The 15875-nt window shown below is 57.0% G+C and carries 14 protein-coding genes; 4 read left to right on the forward strand and 10 right to left on the reverse strand.

Going from position 1 to position 15875, the window contains the following annotated elements:
* Positions 1-76: 76 nt before the first annotated feature.
* Positions 77-907 (reverse strand): TrmB family transcriptional regulator, encoded by an 831-nt coding sequence (locus VMC84_RS13030; RefSeq protein WP_325381340.1) that lies wholly within the window; start codon positions 905-907, stop codon positions 77-79.
* Positions 908-971: 64 nt separating this feature from the next.
* Between VMC84_RS13030 and VMC84_RS13035 the strand changes: the two genes are divergently transcribed.
* Positions 972-2825, forward strand: coding sequence for an L-lactate permease (locus tag VMC84_RS13035; RefSeq protein WP_325381341.1), 1854 nt, complete (start codon positions 972-974; stop codon positions 2823-2825).
* 682 nt (positions 2826-3507) lie between these two features.
* Here the strand turns inward: VMC84_RS13035 and VMC84_RS13040 are convergent.
* On the reverse strand, positions 3508-4122 hold the full coding sequence (locus VMC84_RS13040) for a hypothetical protein (RefSeq protein ID WP_325381343.1): 615 nt from the start codon (positions 4120-4122) through the stop codon (positions 3508-3510).
* A 174-nt stretch (positions 4123-4296) separates the two neighbouring features.
* Here VMC84_RS13040 and VMC84_RS13045 point away from each other — a divergent pair, with 174 nt between their 5' ends.
* The gene (locus VMC84_RS13045) at positions 4297-5535 is read left to right on the forward strand and encodes a phosphoglycerate kinase (RefSeq protein WP_325381345.1); all 1239 of its coding nucleotides are present in this window, start codon (positions 4297-4299) and stop codon (positions 5533-5535) included.
* Positions 5536-5630: 95 nt separating this feature from the next.
* The gene (locus tag VMC84_RS13050) at positions 5631-6833 is read left to right on the forward strand and encodes a PAS domain-containing sensor histidine kinase (protein ID WP_325381347.1); all 1203 of its coding nucleotides are present in this window, start codon (positions 5631-5633) and stop codon (positions 6831-6833) included.
* A gap of 9 nt (positions 6834-6842) precedes the next feature.
* Here VMC84_RS13050 and VMC84_RS13055 read toward each other — a convergent pair whose 3' ends face one another.
* From VMC84_RS13055 to VMC84_RS13070, 4 genes are all read right to left on the reverse strand, one after another.
* Positions 6843-7625, reverse strand: a complete 783-nt coding sequence (locus tag VMC84_RS13055) for a flavodoxin family protein (RefSeq protein WP_325381349.1) — start codon at positions 7623-7625, stop codon at positions 6843-6845.
* Positions 7625-8272: a TetR/AcrR family transcriptional regulator gene (locus VMC84_RS13060; protein WP_325381350.1), complete on the reverse strand. Its 648-nt coding sequence runs from the start codon at positions 8270-8272 to the stop codon at positions 7625-7627. The genes VMC84_RS13055 and VMC84_RS13060 overlap by 1 nt, the downstream gene beginning before the upstream one ends.
* Before the next feature lie 157 nt (positions 8273-8429).
* Positions 8430-9443: an isocitrate/isopropylmalate dehydrogenase family protein gene (locus VMC84_RS13065; RefSeq protein ID WP_325381352.1), complete on the reverse strand. Its 1014-nt coding sequence runs from the start codon at positions 9441-9443 to the stop codon at positions 8430-8432.
* Between the two features lie 30 nt (positions 9444-9473).
* Positions 9474-10463: a methanogenesis marker 2 protein gene (locus VMC84_RS13070; RefSeq protein WP_325381353.1), complete on the reverse strand. Its 990-nt coding sequence runs from the start codon at positions 10461-10463 to the stop codon at positions 9474-9476.
* A 136-nt stretch (positions 10464-10599) separates the two neighbouring features.
* On the opposite strand from VMC84_RS13070, the gene VMC84_RS13075 reads away from it, so the two are divergent.
* Positions 10600-12099 (forward strand): replication factor C large subunit, encoded by a 1500-nt coding sequence (locus tag VMC84_RS13075; protein WP_325381355.1) that lies wholly within the window; start codon positions 10600-10602, stop codon positions 12097-12099.
* On the opposite strand, the gene VMC84_RS13080 is transcribed toward VMC84_RS13075, so the two are convergent.
* From VMC84_RS13080 to VMC84_RS13095, 4 genes are read right to left on the reverse strand one after another with little or no spacing between them, the layout of a single operon-like run.
* Positions 12085-12303: a hypothetical protein gene (locus VMC84_RS13080; RefSeq protein WP_325381357.1), complete on the reverse strand. Its 219-nt coding sequence runs from the start codon at positions 12301-12303 to the stop codon at positions 12085-12087. The genes VMC84_RS13075 and VMC84_RS13080 overlap by 15 nt on opposite strands.
* 46 nt (positions 12304-12349) lie before the next feature.
* Entirely contained in the window at positions 12350-14314 is a 1965-nt protein-coding gene (locus VMC84_RS13085; RefSeq protein WP_325381359.1) for a DUF2207 domain-containing protein, read from the reverse strand.
* Between the two features lie 12 nt (positions 14315-14326).
* A complete protein-coding gene (locus tag VMC84_RS13090) occupies positions 14327-14893 on the reverse strand; it encodes a LemA family protein (RefSeq protein ID WP_325381361.1) in 567 nt (188 codons plus the stop codon).
* A gap of 46 nt (positions 14894-14939) precedes the next feature.
* Positions 14940-15632: an aspartate/glutamate racemase family protein gene (locus tag VMC84_RS13095; RefSeq protein WP_325381362.1), complete on the reverse strand. Its 693-nt coding sequence runs from the start codon at positions 15630-15632 to the stop codon at positions 14940-14942.
* Positions 15633-15875: the final 243 nt, after the last annotated feature.

Here is a 15875-nt window from a genome sequence, read left to right on the forward strand (position 1 = left end):
ACTTTGTGGGCCTTTGTGACCATTGTGCCATTGTGGTGGAAACCGATACCTACCAAAAATAAGTCCAATACCCGTCCTATTCCGACTTCTTCTCGTAGGGCACGGTATTCTGCCACGTGTTCTCGAACATGGTCTTCATCATCTTCGTGAGCTCGGCCTGGTTGATCCAGATGCCCGTCTCCTTGCCCGTCGCCTTAAAATCGTCGTCGAAGAACTCGGCGAACAGCACTTCGCTCTCGTCCAGAAGCACGACGCGGATATATGGTAATCGGTCGATGTGCCGCAGCTCCACTATCTGCGAGAGCTTGAACGCGAAGTCCTCGACTTCCGGCGTCACCGGGGCGATGAACCTGACGCGGATGTCCTTGTTTCGGAATTCCGAGGCCCTGTCGCTGAAATACTTGTAAAAGCGTACCAGGCCGTTGGCGGTGGTCATGATGTCGCACGTGTGCTCGCACCGGGAGAACATCTCGTCCACGAGCTTGTAGACGTTCTGCCGGCCATAATACAATAAGACGATTGACTGGTGATTTGTGGGGATGGCCTCTTTGGGCTTAATCTCGGACAGGAGCTCCTCGCGGGCATTACGCAAATACGACAATTGCTTCTCCTGCTCCTCCATGAGCAGGTCCATGCCCTCATCCAAAGGCACAGCCCGGTAGCGGTTCACTGCCTCCGGTATGACAGTGACGAGCCCGCGCATCTGCAGCGCCTTCAGCACCGAGTAGGTGTGCGGCCTCGGGATGTCGGCGTACTTCGAGACCTTGCTGGCTTCGAGCCCGCCCTTGACGATCAAAGTCAGATAGACCCTCGCTTCGTACTCGGTCAGCCCGAACATGCTCATTTTCGAGAGCGTTTTTTCATCGAACGGCTGGTTCATGGTGCTACAGACAGTCACGTTATACATCTTTATATAAAAAACATTCCGACCATTTATTTGGTTATTAATCGTTTAAAAAAGGGTGTTAGATATGGACCTCATAGGGTTAGGACTTTCAATACTTCCCCTCATCGTCGTGTTCCTGGGGATCGTATGGCTTAAGAAATCGGGAGCTATTATGGTGATCGTGGGGCTGGTGCTGACCGCCCTCATCTGCTGGGCGTACTTCAAGACCGACCCAACGATCATCGTCGGCGGCACGCTCTATGGCATCGTGAAGTCGTTCGGCATATCCGTCGCCGTCGTCTTCGCCATGTTCATGGTCTTCCTCATGCAAATAACGGGAGCCCTGGGCCGCATCTCGGATGCAGTCCATAACATCGCCGGCACGAAAGAGGAAAAGGCGCTGTTCGTGGGCATGGGCTTCGGATCGTTCGTCACTGCCCTGGGCCTGGTGGCGCCGACGCTGTTCCCGCCGCTGCTCGTGGCCATGGGGTTCTCGCCGCTGGCGGCCATCGCGATAGCGTGTTTGGGCTATGACCCGCTCTGCTCGTTTGCGTTACTTTCTCTGCCTATCACGGCGCCCGTGGGCGCGGCCAACAGCATGGGAATCCCCATCACGGTGCAGTCCTTTGCCATGAACATCGCCATCTTCCTGCCCGTCATCAGCGTAGGCTTCGCGTTCGCCATCCTCTACGTGGTCGGCAAGATGGAGGCCGTCAAGAGGTCATGGCTCCCCGCCCTGCTGTCCGGCCTTGTCATCTCGCTGTCGGCCATCGCCCTCATCTACTGGAACCTGGTGCCGATCAGCATCGTGGGCGTCATCGCCGGTGCGCTGTCGATGGCATCCCTGTTCACGTATAACACCCTCAAGGCCGCCCAGGCGGGTAAAGCCGGAAGTACGCTGCCCATGACGGCCGCGAAGGTCGCCGGGCTCTGGGTCGTCATCCTGGCCGTCCTGGCGGTGCTCGCCGTGTCCTATAGCATCAAGTTCAGCCTGGCACCGGGACTTTTAACGCTCCTGTTGATGACGCCGGTGATCGTGCTGGCCATCGCAGTCCTCGCCGTCCGGATATACCGGGCCCTTACGGCCCCGAAGCCGGCGAAGATTGCGACCGATGGCGGTATGGGCACGAAGAGCGTGCCTATCACGAGCCTGCTGAAGTCCCTGTCGCCCTGGCTCATCCTGATCTATTTAGTCAGTATCGTGGGAGTGCCCCAGATAGCGGCCTACCTGAATGCCCTGCCTGGGAGCCTGGAGGTCTGGACTTTCTTCGCAAACCAGTCCATCGACCTGAACTTCCTGAGCCAGGCATATACCTGGATCTTCGTCGCCGCCATCATCGGCATCTTCACGCTCGACGCGAAGGGAGGCCAGGTCGTCAAGGCCCTGGACATGACGGTTCGGCGCCTGTGGGGGCCTTTCCTGACGTACAGCCTGTTCTTCTCCGTCGCCTACCTGATGTACTTCTCGGGCGGCGTCATAGCGCACAGTATGGTCAACGGCGTGGATACGGCGAAGCTCGTCCTGCCCGACCTCGTGAAGTCGCCCGACGCGAACATGGACGCGCTCATCGGCCTGGCGCTGGCGGGCTTATTCGGCGCCTACTACGGGCTCGTCGCCCCCATTCCGGGCTTTATCGGCGCGGTAATAGGCGGCAGTGAAACCTCGTCCAACGTCATGTTCGCCAAGATCCAGAACGTGGCGGTGACCAACACCATCGGCGCCGCCAAGTACCCCCTGGCCTTCGGCTCGCTCGCCGTCGCGGGCGGCATCGCCAGTGCCATTACGCCGGCAAAGATCACCAACGCCTGTGCGACTTTGGGAGAAAGCGGCGAGATGGAAAGTAAGGCCATGGCGACCAACATGTGGGTGGCCATCGCGCTGACGGCCATCACGTGCGTGATGACGCTGCTGTTCCTGAAAATTGGAATCGGGTTCTAGGTTAATATAGGGAAGCTGGGAGACCTGGCTTCCCTATGGATTTGTTTTTTTATACAAAGCTGACAGAGGCACTATTCTCACCACAATGGCCAGTGGTTCCGTGCTTGTTTAGTAGTCCTTTGCCCTATTTTCCACTTTAGTACTGCCCGTCGGTTTTTCAACACGAAAACACGAATTCTTTTATATCCCACGTAAGGGCACTAAAATCACTAAGGTCCATGCCTTGTGTTTAAAACACGAAACAACCTCTCCAATGGCACTAAAGCGCTAAATGATTGAAACACGAGAACGGCATGACCCTTATGCTTTATTTTATATGCTTTTTCTAGTGTTTCTATTAATTTAGCGAGGCCCGTGCCTTTGGGAGGTTGTTTAGTGTTTTGACGTGAAAGCATCCACTTTAGTGTGGTTCGTGCCCCTTACGTGGGACTAAAAAGTCTTTCGTGTTTTCGTGTTGAAAAACCGGACAAATCAGCGAGCGACACAAACAAAGGACAAACGATAACATAACAAACACGGAACCACTGGCCATTCGTATGAAAATGTAAATTACCGGCATACGTCAGACACGTGAAACAAGCACCTAAAAACAGCTTATTTTCATAATTTATGCCTGAACCAGCAATTCATCAAAGTTTGTGGTGAAAATAGTGCCTCTGTACACTCAGTGGGCTTAAGATCATCAAAGCACTTTATAGATCGTCACGTTATCTTCCACGAACACCGGCTCGAAGTAGAGCGTATCCTGGAATTTCGTATAGTTCACGTCTTCCTTCGGTAGCCACCAGCCGGTGTACAGGCCGCGGTAAGGCACGAACACGTAGTCGGCCTTCTCCAGCTTCGCCAGGTCGCGCGCATAGCGGGCGTCATCCGTCTTGTAGATGTCGTTCGTGTGGGTCATCATGCTGATGGGGTCGGGAGCGTTGGCCCAGTCGCCGCCCTCGGTCGAGACCCGGCATGTCATGCCCATGATGAGCTCGGCGCCGAAGATATCGGCCACGAACTTATCGCTCTCCGCCGTATTATTCAGTATCCACCTCGTGGAGTTGAATTCGCCCGGCCCCACGACGGGATCATAGTAAAAATCGCAGTCGTACTTAACTTCCGGAAGCGGGAGCATCATGTTCTTGTTCTTATCCGGCGGCAGCCGGTCCAGGACGCTCTGTACCCAGTTATCCAGGGACTTCGGCAGGTGCGCCCGCACGTCGTCAAGATGTATCTGGAATGGCCAGAAGTACGCGAAAAAGAGCATGGCCAGGAATAAGGTTAGTACCGCCGCATACTTCCAGGGTGCCATAATAAAGCGGCTTATGGCCCGCTTTATAATAAAGTTTGCCGGAGCCTTTATGTTTTTATGCCGCAATATAGGGTATTCGACCGTTTACATAGCTATCGATAGCCTCCGCGGCGTGAAAAAGCCGGAGAAAATCATATAACAATATCGACTAAATATGCATGGGATGTAAAGCGTATGGAACGCGATTATTGTACGATGGATGACTTTGACCTGGATGGAAAGACCGTGATCTTACGAGCGGAATTCAACTCGCCCATAGGGCCCGACGGTAAGATACTCGACGACAAGCGGATCCGCGAAAGCGTGCCCACGATCAAGGGCCTCGAAGACTCGAAGGTCGTCCTCATCGCACACCAGAGCCGGCCCGGCAAGAAGGATTTCACCACGCTGGACCAGCACGCGAAGCACCTGCAGCGCTACGTGAAGCAGGATGTCCACTACGTGGACGATATTTTCGGCTCCCACGCCAGGGAGGCCATCGTCGAGGCCGAAGCCGGCGACATCGTCATGCTCGAGAACGTGCGCTTTTACTCCGAGGAAGTGCTCGAGCTGAATCCCGAGGTGGCCGCTAAAACAATTATGATCAAGAAGCTCGCCCCGCTGGCCCAGGTGTTCCTCAACGACGCGTTCGGCGCCTCCCACCGCTCCCAGGACTCGCTCGTGGGCTTTACGCCCCTGCTCCCGTCGGGCGCGGGCAAGCTCATGCAAAAGGAGATCGACTCGCTGACTGAGGCCCTCCGTGGAGGCGGGGAAGTCAACTATGTCCTGGGCGGCGCCAAGGTGGACGACAGCATCAGCGTCACCATGAATGTGCTTGAGAAGGGCATCGCCAGCAAGGTGCTGGCGACGGGCGTCGTGGCGAACGTATTCCTGGCCGCGAGCGGCGTCAACATCGGCAAGCCCAGCTACGATTTCCTGGAAAAGAACGAGCTCAGCGGCGAAATACCGAGGGCGAAGGAGATCCTGCAGAAATTCGACGGCAAGGTCCTGCTGCCCAGCGACGTGGCCATCAACAAGGACGGCAAGCGGGTCGAGATCAACGTTAAGCAGCTGCCGACCGATTACCCGATCATGGACATCGGCCACGAGACCATCGCGAACTTCTCCGACATCATCCGGCACTCGGATAAGGTCATATTGAACGGCCCCGCGGGCGTTTTCGAGAACCCCGAGTTCGGCACCGGCACCCGTGATATACTGATGGCGGCCACGAAGGCGAAGTTCTCTATTGTCGGCGGAGGCCACAGCTCCGCGGCGGTCGAAGAGATGGGCATCGAGGACAAGATCACCCATGTCTCCACGGGCGGCGGCGCGGCCATCGACTTCTTAAGCGGCAAGACCATGCCCGCCATCGACGCGCTAAAAGCGGCCAAAAAGAGAATGATGGAACACGTAAGAGCAAGGGCTCACTGACTACTTTTTTACTTTTTTACCACTATCTCTGACTCATCGTATCAGGAATATTTATCATATAATAAATTAAACTTGGTGGATTAAGGTAGGGTCTAATGAGCATTCATCCTGCTTTGTCCGACGACGGGAATAGAGAAAAAGGGAGAGAAGATTTTTTTAGGACGCTGGACTCGCTCCGGGAGAAATATCCCACCGCGACCGGTGACCTGGAGAAGCTCATTCTATATGAGAATAACCTCTGGGAGAGCCGGCGGTTCCTGGTCAATATCTTCGATAATTTTCGGGAAGGCATCGATATCATCGATAAAGACCTGAAGATCGTCCAGATAAACCGGGTCCTCAATCTGATCTACAAGGACTCTATACCCATAACAGGTAAGCTATGCCATCAGGTGTTCGCGGGCCGGGACGAGCCCTGCGAGCAGTGCCCGAGCCTTATGGCAATGAAAGATAAGGCCATACACAGCGTGGTCATGCTCCTGTTTGAGGGTACGGAAAGGAAGGCGTGGGTCCGTATCACCGCATTCCCCATTATCGACATCGATGGGAATGTCCTGGGCACCATAGAGCATAGCAGGAACGTCACAGAGGACGTGAACGCCGAAAAAGCGCTGTGCGATTCGAAGACGCAGGTCGAGCTGTACCTGGATCTGATGGGCCACGATATCAACAACCTGAACCAGATCGGGATGGGATTTTTAGAGCTGGCGCTGAATTCTCCGAGCCTGGACGAGAACAGCCGAAGCATGATGTCCAAATCCCTGATGGCTTTCGAGAATAGCTCCAGGCTCATCGATAACGTCCGGAAGCTCCAGAAGGTCCGGTCCGGCGAGCTCTGCCAGAAAGAAATGGACGCAGGCAGGATACTGGCAGACGTCTGCCGCCTCTATGCGAACCGGCATGGCGTGAAGATCAACTATAAGCCGGTCGAAGGGGCCACAGTAATGGCGAATGAATTACTGTTCGACCTGTTCTCGAACCTCGTCGGCAACGCCATAAAGCACTCGAACGACATTCCGGTAGTCGATATCGGGCTTGATACGTGGAGCCTGAAGTCAGAAAAATACTACCGGATTGTGGTCGAGGATAATGGTCCCGGCATCCCGGATGAGATAAAAACGCTCATCTTTAATCGCCAGCTCCAGGGAGGTCCACAGGCAAAGGGCAGCGGCATGGGGCTATACCTGGTCAGAGCCCTTGTGGAAGATTTCCATGGCCTGGTATGGGTAGAAGACCGTATCCCCGGCGACCGCAGAAAGGGAAGCCGGTTCGTGGTCCTGCTGCCGGCCGTGAGATGAGGATAGGCGTTACCGGGCAGCCAGGCTGAATACTGCCGCAGTGACCCCAATCAGGCCCTTTTTTATAATGCCTGGCTTCGGGCCATAGTAAAAAAAGACGTCATTTTCGTACCACCCGTGCTCCTTCCAGTAGCGATAGTCGGGAGAGCCGGGCTCGTCTCTCAGGTGGGCCTTCCTTGTCAGCGAGAACCGGGCCATGTCCGCGACCCCTGGCTTTGGCTCTCCGGCCTTCAGAGCCAGATAAAAATTTCTCGCGGCTTCGCCGGTCTTTTTTAGCTTTTCAGCTTCGAGCTTCTCCCGCTCAAGTGGCGTGCCCCAGTCCGGGCGCTCGTGCATGACAACCCCCGCTTTATGGACAACCTTGAAACCTACAGATTCGATGGCAATGCCGAAGGCCAGGAGCATGAAGCCCCCGCCTCCGCCGCCCGACGTCGTAAGGAGCAGGGCGTTCCTGAAAAAGCGGGGCCGATGGCAGGCATAGCAGAGCCGGTCGATGAAGTTCTTCATGAGTCCCGACACGTTGCCCACGTATGTTGGCGATGCGAAGATGACGCCGTCGGCGGCCAGCATCTTCTGCTCGAGCAGGGCGCGGTCATCCTTCAGAGGGCAGAGCTGCTCGCCCTTATCCATGCACAGGCGGCACCCCCGGCACATTCCCAGGTTCAGGTCCTTGAGGAACACGTACTCGAACTCCACGTCTCCCATCAAATGCATCTGCTCTTCGACCAGTTTCGTGGCTTTATAAGTATTGCCCAGCTTCCGGGGGCTGCCCATGACTGCTAGCACGCGCATTATTTCATCTCCTTAGGCCGGGCGGCGATGGCGCGGGCGAGCAGGGCCATGGAGTGGGCCATATATTCATCATGCGTTTTCATTCCTTCGCTCAAAGCCCATTCCATTACCGGCCCGGGACTGGCGATGTTCTCGCACGTTGACATGACGAATATGGCGGTTTCCAGCGGGTCGACACCACCGGTTATCGTCCCGTCTTCCAGTCCCTGCACGATGGCCGAGTTGAGGCCGCCGATGATCTCCCTGGCGATAGTGGCCTGCTCCATCGCGCTGTCCACCTGGCTCATATCGAAGCGATGGGTTCGCGCATAGCAGAGCTCGCGGTAGTGCTCCGGATGTTCCCTGCAATAACGGAAAAACGCCTCGCACATCCGGAGAAGCCGGCCCTTACCCTTCCGGCTTTTCTTCTGTGGGGCGAGGAGCTCGTCCCTCATGATGAGGAGCCCGCGCCGCAGCACGGCAAAGTAGAGCGAGTCCTTGTTCTTAAAGTAGATGTACAGGGTCGCCTTGTTGATCTTCAGCGCATCAGCGATGTCGCTCATGGACACGCCGTCATAGCCTTTTGCGAAGAACAGTTTTTCGGCGGCGTCGACAATATAATCCCGGCGCCGTTCTTTTTCCAGCTCTTTTAGATCTGCGATGGACATGATGGACCTTTGAAACCGATAGTTATGATTTTAACCTATGGTTATTAATTATAACCAATGGTTACTAAATAAAACCAGTAGTTAATTATCCTATAAAAGCCTTTTCTTTTTAAATTTATTTCATCGACGGCAAAAATGGAAAGGAGACCGGGCCCGACTATAGGTGCCGGATGATTGTGTTGACCATCTGGCTGGACTTCGCCTTGCCGCCCATGTCGTAGGTGACGTGCTTCTTCTCGGCGATGACCTTTTCGGCCGCCTTGAAGATGGCCTGCGACTGCGTCTTCTCGCCCAGGTAATCGATCATCCAGGCGCCCGCGAGCACGGTCGCCACCGGGTTGACCTTGTCCAGGCCCGCATACTTGGGTGCGCTGCCGTGTGCCGGCTCGAACATGGCGTACCTGTCGCCGATGTTCGCACTATAAATTAAGCCGATGCTGCCCACGAGCGAAGAGCACTCCTCGCTCAGGATGTCCATGAACAGGTTGGTCGAAAGCAGGACTTTCTGGTTATAATTTTGAGGGTTCTTGATGAGCTGCTGGGCCACGTTGTCCACGTGGTACTCCTCGAGCTCGATGCCCCTGTACTCGGCCTTGACCTTCTCGCACTCTTCCAGGAAGGCGCCGTCGGTCTTCTTCAGGATGTTGCTCTTGTGGATGGCGACCACTGACCACCACTTCCTGCGCTTAGCCTCCTCGAACGCATACTTTGCAATACGCCGGCAGGAGGGGCGGGTAATTTTTCTGATTGCGATAAAAACATCGTCGGTGATCTGGACTTCCTCGCCCACGTAGAGGCCCTCGGTGCCCTCCCGCACGCAAACGAAGTCGACTTCGCCAAGCGGGGCTGCCGTACCGGCGTAGGACTTGATGGGGCGGACGTTCGCGTACAGGTCGAATTTTTGTCGGATGGATACTGCGACGCTCTTAGGCGAGCCGGCGCCCCCAGGCGTGGTCGTGGGGCCCTTGAAGCAGGCGTCCGTCTCAGAGAGGGCTTTCCAGGTCTCCTCGGGAATGAGGCTGCTGCCGCCGTGCTTCTCCCACCAGCCGGCACCGGCCTCGCACTCGACGAAGCCGACTTTGGAGCCGGCGGCCTTCACCGTCTTGATCATCAGATCCGTCAGTTCGGGGCCGACGCCGTCCCCCTTGATGACTGCGACTTTCTTTGCCATGTGAAAATACCTCTTAAATAACAGAAAAACTCAGCGGCCGTTAACGCACCACCGGCCCCTTGCAGGCCCGAGCCCGGTGATCTCGTGCTTCGTGAAGTCGAACACCGTGGCCCGCTCGCCGCCTTCCACAATATCGAGGCGGCGGTCGGAGACTATCTTGCCGATCTTCGTGGCATTAAGCTTGTGCTTCTTATAAGTAGCGAGGACCCGCTGCGTATTCTCCGGCTTACAGGTCACGATGAAGCCCATGCCTGGGTACATCTTGAGCCAGTGCTCCCAGGCGAGGCCCGCCGGCTTCGGGAGGGCGCTCATGTCCACGTCCGCGCCGACGCCCGAGACTTCGAGGAGCATGCCCAGCGTGCCGATGATGCCCGGATTGCTGACGTCCTTGCCGGCCGTGAGCAGCTTCTTTTCGCCCAGCTCCACCATGGAGCCGACCTGCAGCCGGACGGTGGACGCGTCCTTCAGGTACGTGGTGTCCCAGTTGAGGTCACACGTCGGGTAGACCCGCCCGTCCATGTCCATGGCCAGCACTACGTCGTCGCCCGGCCTGGCGGTGCTGCTGTAGATGATGCAGTCCTTCTTCACTATGCCTAAGATCGCTACGTCCAGCGCCGAATAGGGCGTATCCGGGTGCACGTGGCCGCCCACGATGGGCACGCCGAACTTGTCGATACCGGCCTTCATGCCTTTCAGTACCTTTTGCGTTATCTCCTCGGAGTTGGAGGAAAATACGTCCACCATGCCGAGAGGCCTGCCGCCCATGGCGGCGATGTCGTGGACGTTTACGAGCACGGAGCAGTAGCCTGACCACTCGGGGTCGGCCTGCATGAGCTTATCCCAGATGCCGTCGGCCGCCAGTAGCAGCGCGTACTCGCCGTTATCGATGATGGCGGCGTCCTCGCCGAAGGAGGGATTGGTCCCCTTCTCGTCGAATATGCCCACGATGTTTTTGATGGTATGCTTGCGGGTAGTTCCCAGATAATCGCGCAACGATCCTGCAAGGCTCTCGAGGTTCATTCAGCAAGTCTCTCCATGTAATATGCCTATTGTCTGCCTATTATCCCCCATGCTTTTTAAAGATATCGACCACTGCACGATTCTCCTTTTGATACGCGCAAAGAATTAATCTAGTCGCACGGCTATTTAAGATTCGATGAGCGAAGAGTCCCGCCTGGACTGGGCCGAGAAATACAGGCCGGTATCCCTTTCGGATGTTGTAGGCAACGACGCCGCCGTGAAAGCCCTAAAGAAGTGGGCAGAGTCATTCGACTCTGGAAAGAAGGCCGCCATCCTCTACGGGGGCCCGGGCATCGGCAAGACGTCGGCCGCGTTAGCGCTGGCCCACGACATGGGCTGGGACTACATCGAGATGAACGCCTCGGACCAGCGGACAAAGGATGCGATAAATAAAGTCGCCGGCTCGGCATCGAAGACGGGCACTTTCGGCGGCACGAACGAGAGGCGCCTGCTTATTCTGGACGAGGCCGATAACCTGCACGGCAATTACGACCGGGGCGGCGAGGCGGCCATCATCAACGTCATAAAGAACACGAACCAGCCGATAGTCCTCATCGCGAACGACTTTTATGCCCTATCGAAGCCGCTGCGGGATGCGGCAGAGCCCATACAGTTCCGGGCTTTATTGAGCTCTTCAATCGCCAGAGTACTCAAAAAGGTCTGCATGGCCGAGAACATCAGGTGCCAGCCGGACGCCCTCATGAAGATCGCGGAGAGGACGAACGACATGCGGTCTGCCATCAACGACCTCCAGGCCGCGGCCATGGGCCAGGATGAGGTGACGCTCGCCGACGTTACGACGGGCGAGCGGGACGTGCCCGAGTCCATATTCAAGGTCATGGGGCTGATATTCCGGGGCGACGACCCGGAGAGGGCCCGCCGGGCGGTCATGGAACTGGACGAGAGCCCCGAGGACCTGGTGGGATGGGTGGACGAGAACCTGCCCCGGGAGTACCGGGATGACGACCTGGAGAGGGGCTTTGACGTGCTATCGAAGGCCGACATGTTCCTGGGACGGGTGAGGCGGCGCATGGACTACGGCATGTGGCGCTACGCCTCCTTCATGATGGTGGCTGGCGTGAACAGGGCCCGGAAGCATCGCTATGGCGGCTACACCCGCTATAGCGCACCGACCTACTGGCAGAAGCTGGGCCGGGCCAGGGGCAGCCGGGCCGTCCGGGACTCGCTCGCCGGGAAGATCGGCGGCTACTGCCACGCGTCCAGAAGAGAGGCCCGTGCCGTCTATATACCGCTCCTGCGCATCCTGTTCCAGGACGAGGATTATGCCGTCGGCATCACGGCCAGGCTCAGGCTCGAGGAGGACGATATCGCCTTTCTCATGGAGGCGGAAAAGTCCTCGAAAAAGGTCGAAAAGATCTATGAGAAGTCCAGGGACCTCATCGAGAAGGAGGTCGAGCAAGAGATCGACGCTTTCGCCAGGTTCGCCCCGAAAGAAAGCGCCAAAATCGAGCCGGTGGTCGAGGAAGCGCCGAAGCCGAAGCGGAAGCGCAAGACCGCAAGGGACGGCGGCGATGTAGAAAAAGCTCCTGTCATCATCGAGCCAATGCCCGAAGAGCCTAAAAAAGAAGAAGCCCCTGCGGAGCCGAAAAGTCAGCGCACATTATTCGACTTTTGATTCCTTAGCCTTCTCGGCCTGACCCTTTTCCCGTATTTTCTTAACGACCAGCATGAGCACGTAGGCGATAATTATCGAGAAGAAGCCTATCAATTGAAAGATAGAGTCATTCTTCAGCATGCCCCAGAGGAAGGCACAAAGGCCGACGAAGGCGATGACGACGCCGACGATGGCGATGACGCGCCGCTGCGTGAGATTATCCATGATGGCCTCTATGTATCCGCTTCTCTATAAAAGGTTATGGGGGGTTTCACCGGCCCCCGCCGCCGCCACCGCCGAACCCGCCGCCACCGCCGAACCCGCCGCCACCGCCGTGGCTGCTGCTGACGCCGCCCGCGTAGAGCGACGTGCTCATGGCGGCGAAGGCCATGCCCATGTGCGGGGGCACGCGGGCTTCCTGCACGTCGATGTGCAGCTCCTCCAGCGCCTTTTCCACGTTTTTACCCACGCCTAAGGCCGTGCCGTATGCCAGCCACTTGCCCCACATGGAGACGTCCTGCGGGGCGTACTTCCGGAGCATGGCCATGTCGGAGAGGAAGTGCGCGAACGCGTCCCACTGCAGCTTCTCCTCGTAGTGGTCGCCCTTCCAGTAGCCGAAGAGCGTCGAGGGATAGGCGGCCGCAATAATTACCTGCACGATCGAGACGACGAACAGTACGATGGCCATGACCAGCGGCATGCCCCAGGCCTGGTCGCCCCGGAGCAGCATGCCCCCGCCTAAGGCGATGGCCAGCCCCAAAAAGCCCGGCACCAGCAGCGGCAGCAGCTTCTTGCGGCCGCTGTGCGTGTATTCGTCGATGAGGGCCTTATCCGTATAGCCGGTGACGCCGACGTAGGACTGGTAAAACCGCCTCATCTCCGAGGCGATCACCGTATTCGTCCTCGCCTGCTTGGACAGCTTTTGCAGCTCTTCCGTGTCCAGGGGGCCGCCGTTGCCGACCTCCGCCAGGAAGTGCAGGACCTTCTCATCGTAGGGGTCGTTCGACGTACGGTCGAGCACGGTTATGATCTGCCCCTTGCCGGCCGGCTTTTCCTGGATATCGATCTTTTTCCGCTGGTACAGGTCGACCATCGTGGCGTACAGCCCGTCCTGGTCGAAATCGGTGGCCCGCTTCTTGAAGAGCAGGTTCACCTGCCAGGGCTTCATTTTCTCGTTGGGGATAAAGCTCAGGTATTCGGGCACTGTGAACTGCTTCTCCCGGCCGAAGAGCAGGTAGACCGCCAGCAGCGCGAACGGCATCAGCACGACGAGGGCGATGGCGGCATATTCCAGCCACTGGAACAGCGTGACAGTCAGCGAGTACGCGGCGTTGGCCTGCTCCGTCTGGCCCTTCACCTTTGTCGTGGGAATGAGATCGCCCGGCATTTCGCCCGTCAGGCCCTTATCGTATAGCATTTCGACCTCGAGCAGCTCGTTCTGGGGCGAGGAGCCGGAGATGACATAGTGATCGCCCGCCTTCACGGCGGTCAGCGTATCGGAGTGCGGATAGACCGAGTCCAGGTACTTCGAGTAGATGACGATGTTTACGTGCCGTATTTCAGGGTGCTCTCTTAAAAATTTGAGGTTCAGGTGAGCATTGGTATCATCATACTGTATCGGCGGGTGTAGAATATAGGTATACGTGACCGTATAAGTGCCCGGGCTAAAGTAGGAGGGTTTATAAGCCCCTATCTCATTATTGTTCGCCTTATCCGAAATAAAGTATAAGTTCTCACTCGACGTCGTGCCGTCAACATGGACAACGTGCCTGGCATCGACAAGATATCCGATGGCGCCGGCCGGCACCTTTCGGGACGTGAGCTCGAGGCACGGGTACAGGGCGCCGGACACGTCGCCCTGCGCGTACACGGGGTCGTCCCAGTACCGGTACAGCATCCGGTAATCGCTCGACGTCACGTCGGTGGCGATCTGCTCGACCATGGTGCCGTTGTCGTAGAGCGTGACGTTGTACGAATCCCAGACCAGGTCCCCGCCGACCATGGTGGTCGAGAACGTGGTGACCGCCAGAACGGATAGCGCCCCGAGGATGAGGGTGATGGCCACGAGCGAAAGGATCTGCCCGCCCTCGTGCACCGGACGGATGTAGATGCCCGTATCGCCCATCTTCTTTTTTATAAAACGGGCCAGGAGTATCCATATGGGGGAAAAGAAAAGAAGGGCCCATACGATCATGAACCCTAATCCGGACAGGATATCGAGGGGCGAATTGGCCATCGGACCCCCGCCTTAGAACTCGATCTTCGGCGCCTTCTTGATGTCCTCTTCGAACTCGAGGTACTCCATCCGGCGCATTCCGAACAGGGCGCCCACGATGTTCGACGGGATGGTATCCAGCATGGTGTTGAACTGCTGGGCGACGTTGTTGTAAGTGTACCGCTGCCGGGCGATCTCGGCCTCAATCTCGTTGATGGACGTCTGGAGGCTGGTGACCGTCTGCGAGGTCTTCAGGTCCGGGTAGGCCTCCGCGACGGCGAACAGGCTCCCGACCAGCGAGCGCGACTCCTTTTCGGCGTTGTTGATCTCGGCCGGCCCGCCCTTCGCTACGCTCGCCCGGAGGCCGGTGATCTTCTCCAGCGTCTCCTTCTCGAACTTCGCGTAGCTCTTCACGGCACCTAAAAGCTGCTCGATCATGTCGAGTCGCTTTTTCATGGCCACCTTGACCTGCCCCAGCTGGGCCTCTGCCCCGTTCCGGAGGCTCATGAAGCGGTTATAGATCAATACGAGCCATAGCACGAGTAAGACGACTATGGCGAGTATTACTAATAAAACGATGATCGTGATCAGGTCCAACATACCCACCTAATATATAATAATCGCGGCGAGAATAAGAAACTTTGGTTCAAGCCATCGCTTTTCTTACGGCAGCCAGGGCGTGGATGCGGGTCGTGTCGAATACGGGCACGTCCGCGTCGCCCTGCCCGATGATGAGCGGTATCTCCGTGCAGCCCAGAACGATGCCCTGTGCCCCCCGGGAGGTCAAGCCGGCCATGATCTTCATTAATCGGCCTTTAGACTCGGGACTGATGATACCGGCGCATAATTCCTTAAAAATGATATCGTGGACTTCCTGCCGTTCGGCCTCTTCGGGGACGATGGCCTCGATGCCGAACTTGTCCCTGAGCCGCCCCGTATAGAAGTCCTTCTCCATGGTGAACTTCGTGCCCAGGAGCCCGACCTTTTTAAGGCCGGCGCTTTTGATCCCTTCGCCGGTGGCGTCGGCGATGTGGAGCACCTCGATGCCCGCCCGCCTCTGCACGTCGTCCGCCATGATGTGCATGGTGTTCGTGCATATGAGGATAAAGTCCGCCCCGGCCCATTTCAGGCCCCTTGCCGCATCGGTCATGATGTCCGTCAGCTCCGCCCAATCTCCGCCGTCCTGTAGCGCCCGGATCTCCTCGAACTCTACCGAGTGCATGACGAGCGGCGCCGAATGCAGCCCGCCCAACTTCTCCCGGACCGCCTCATTTATGATGCGATAGTACTCGATGGACGATTCCCAGCTCATGCCGCCGATCAGACCGATTGTTCTCATGTTGCCACTCCATATTATGAGTAAGTGCCTGAAATGTTGGAGATGTTATATATTTTGTTATGGGGCACGAGCTGTAGCCACACCTAGAGTAAATAATTAACAATCCTAACGGTCGTCTATCGCAGCCAGCCCATCTTATAGAACGCATAGAGTTCCAGGATCATGAGTGAGATCACGATGAGGGTCACTTCCCCGAGGTTAATCTTAAAAGGCGTCCCCAGGATGTTCTCGCCGAGCAGGCCG

Origin of the sequence: Methanocella sp. (assembly GCF_035506375.1) — an archaeon.
Taxonomy (GTDB): domain Archaea; phylum Halobacteriota; class Methanocellia; order Methanocellales; family Methanocellaceae; genus Methanocella.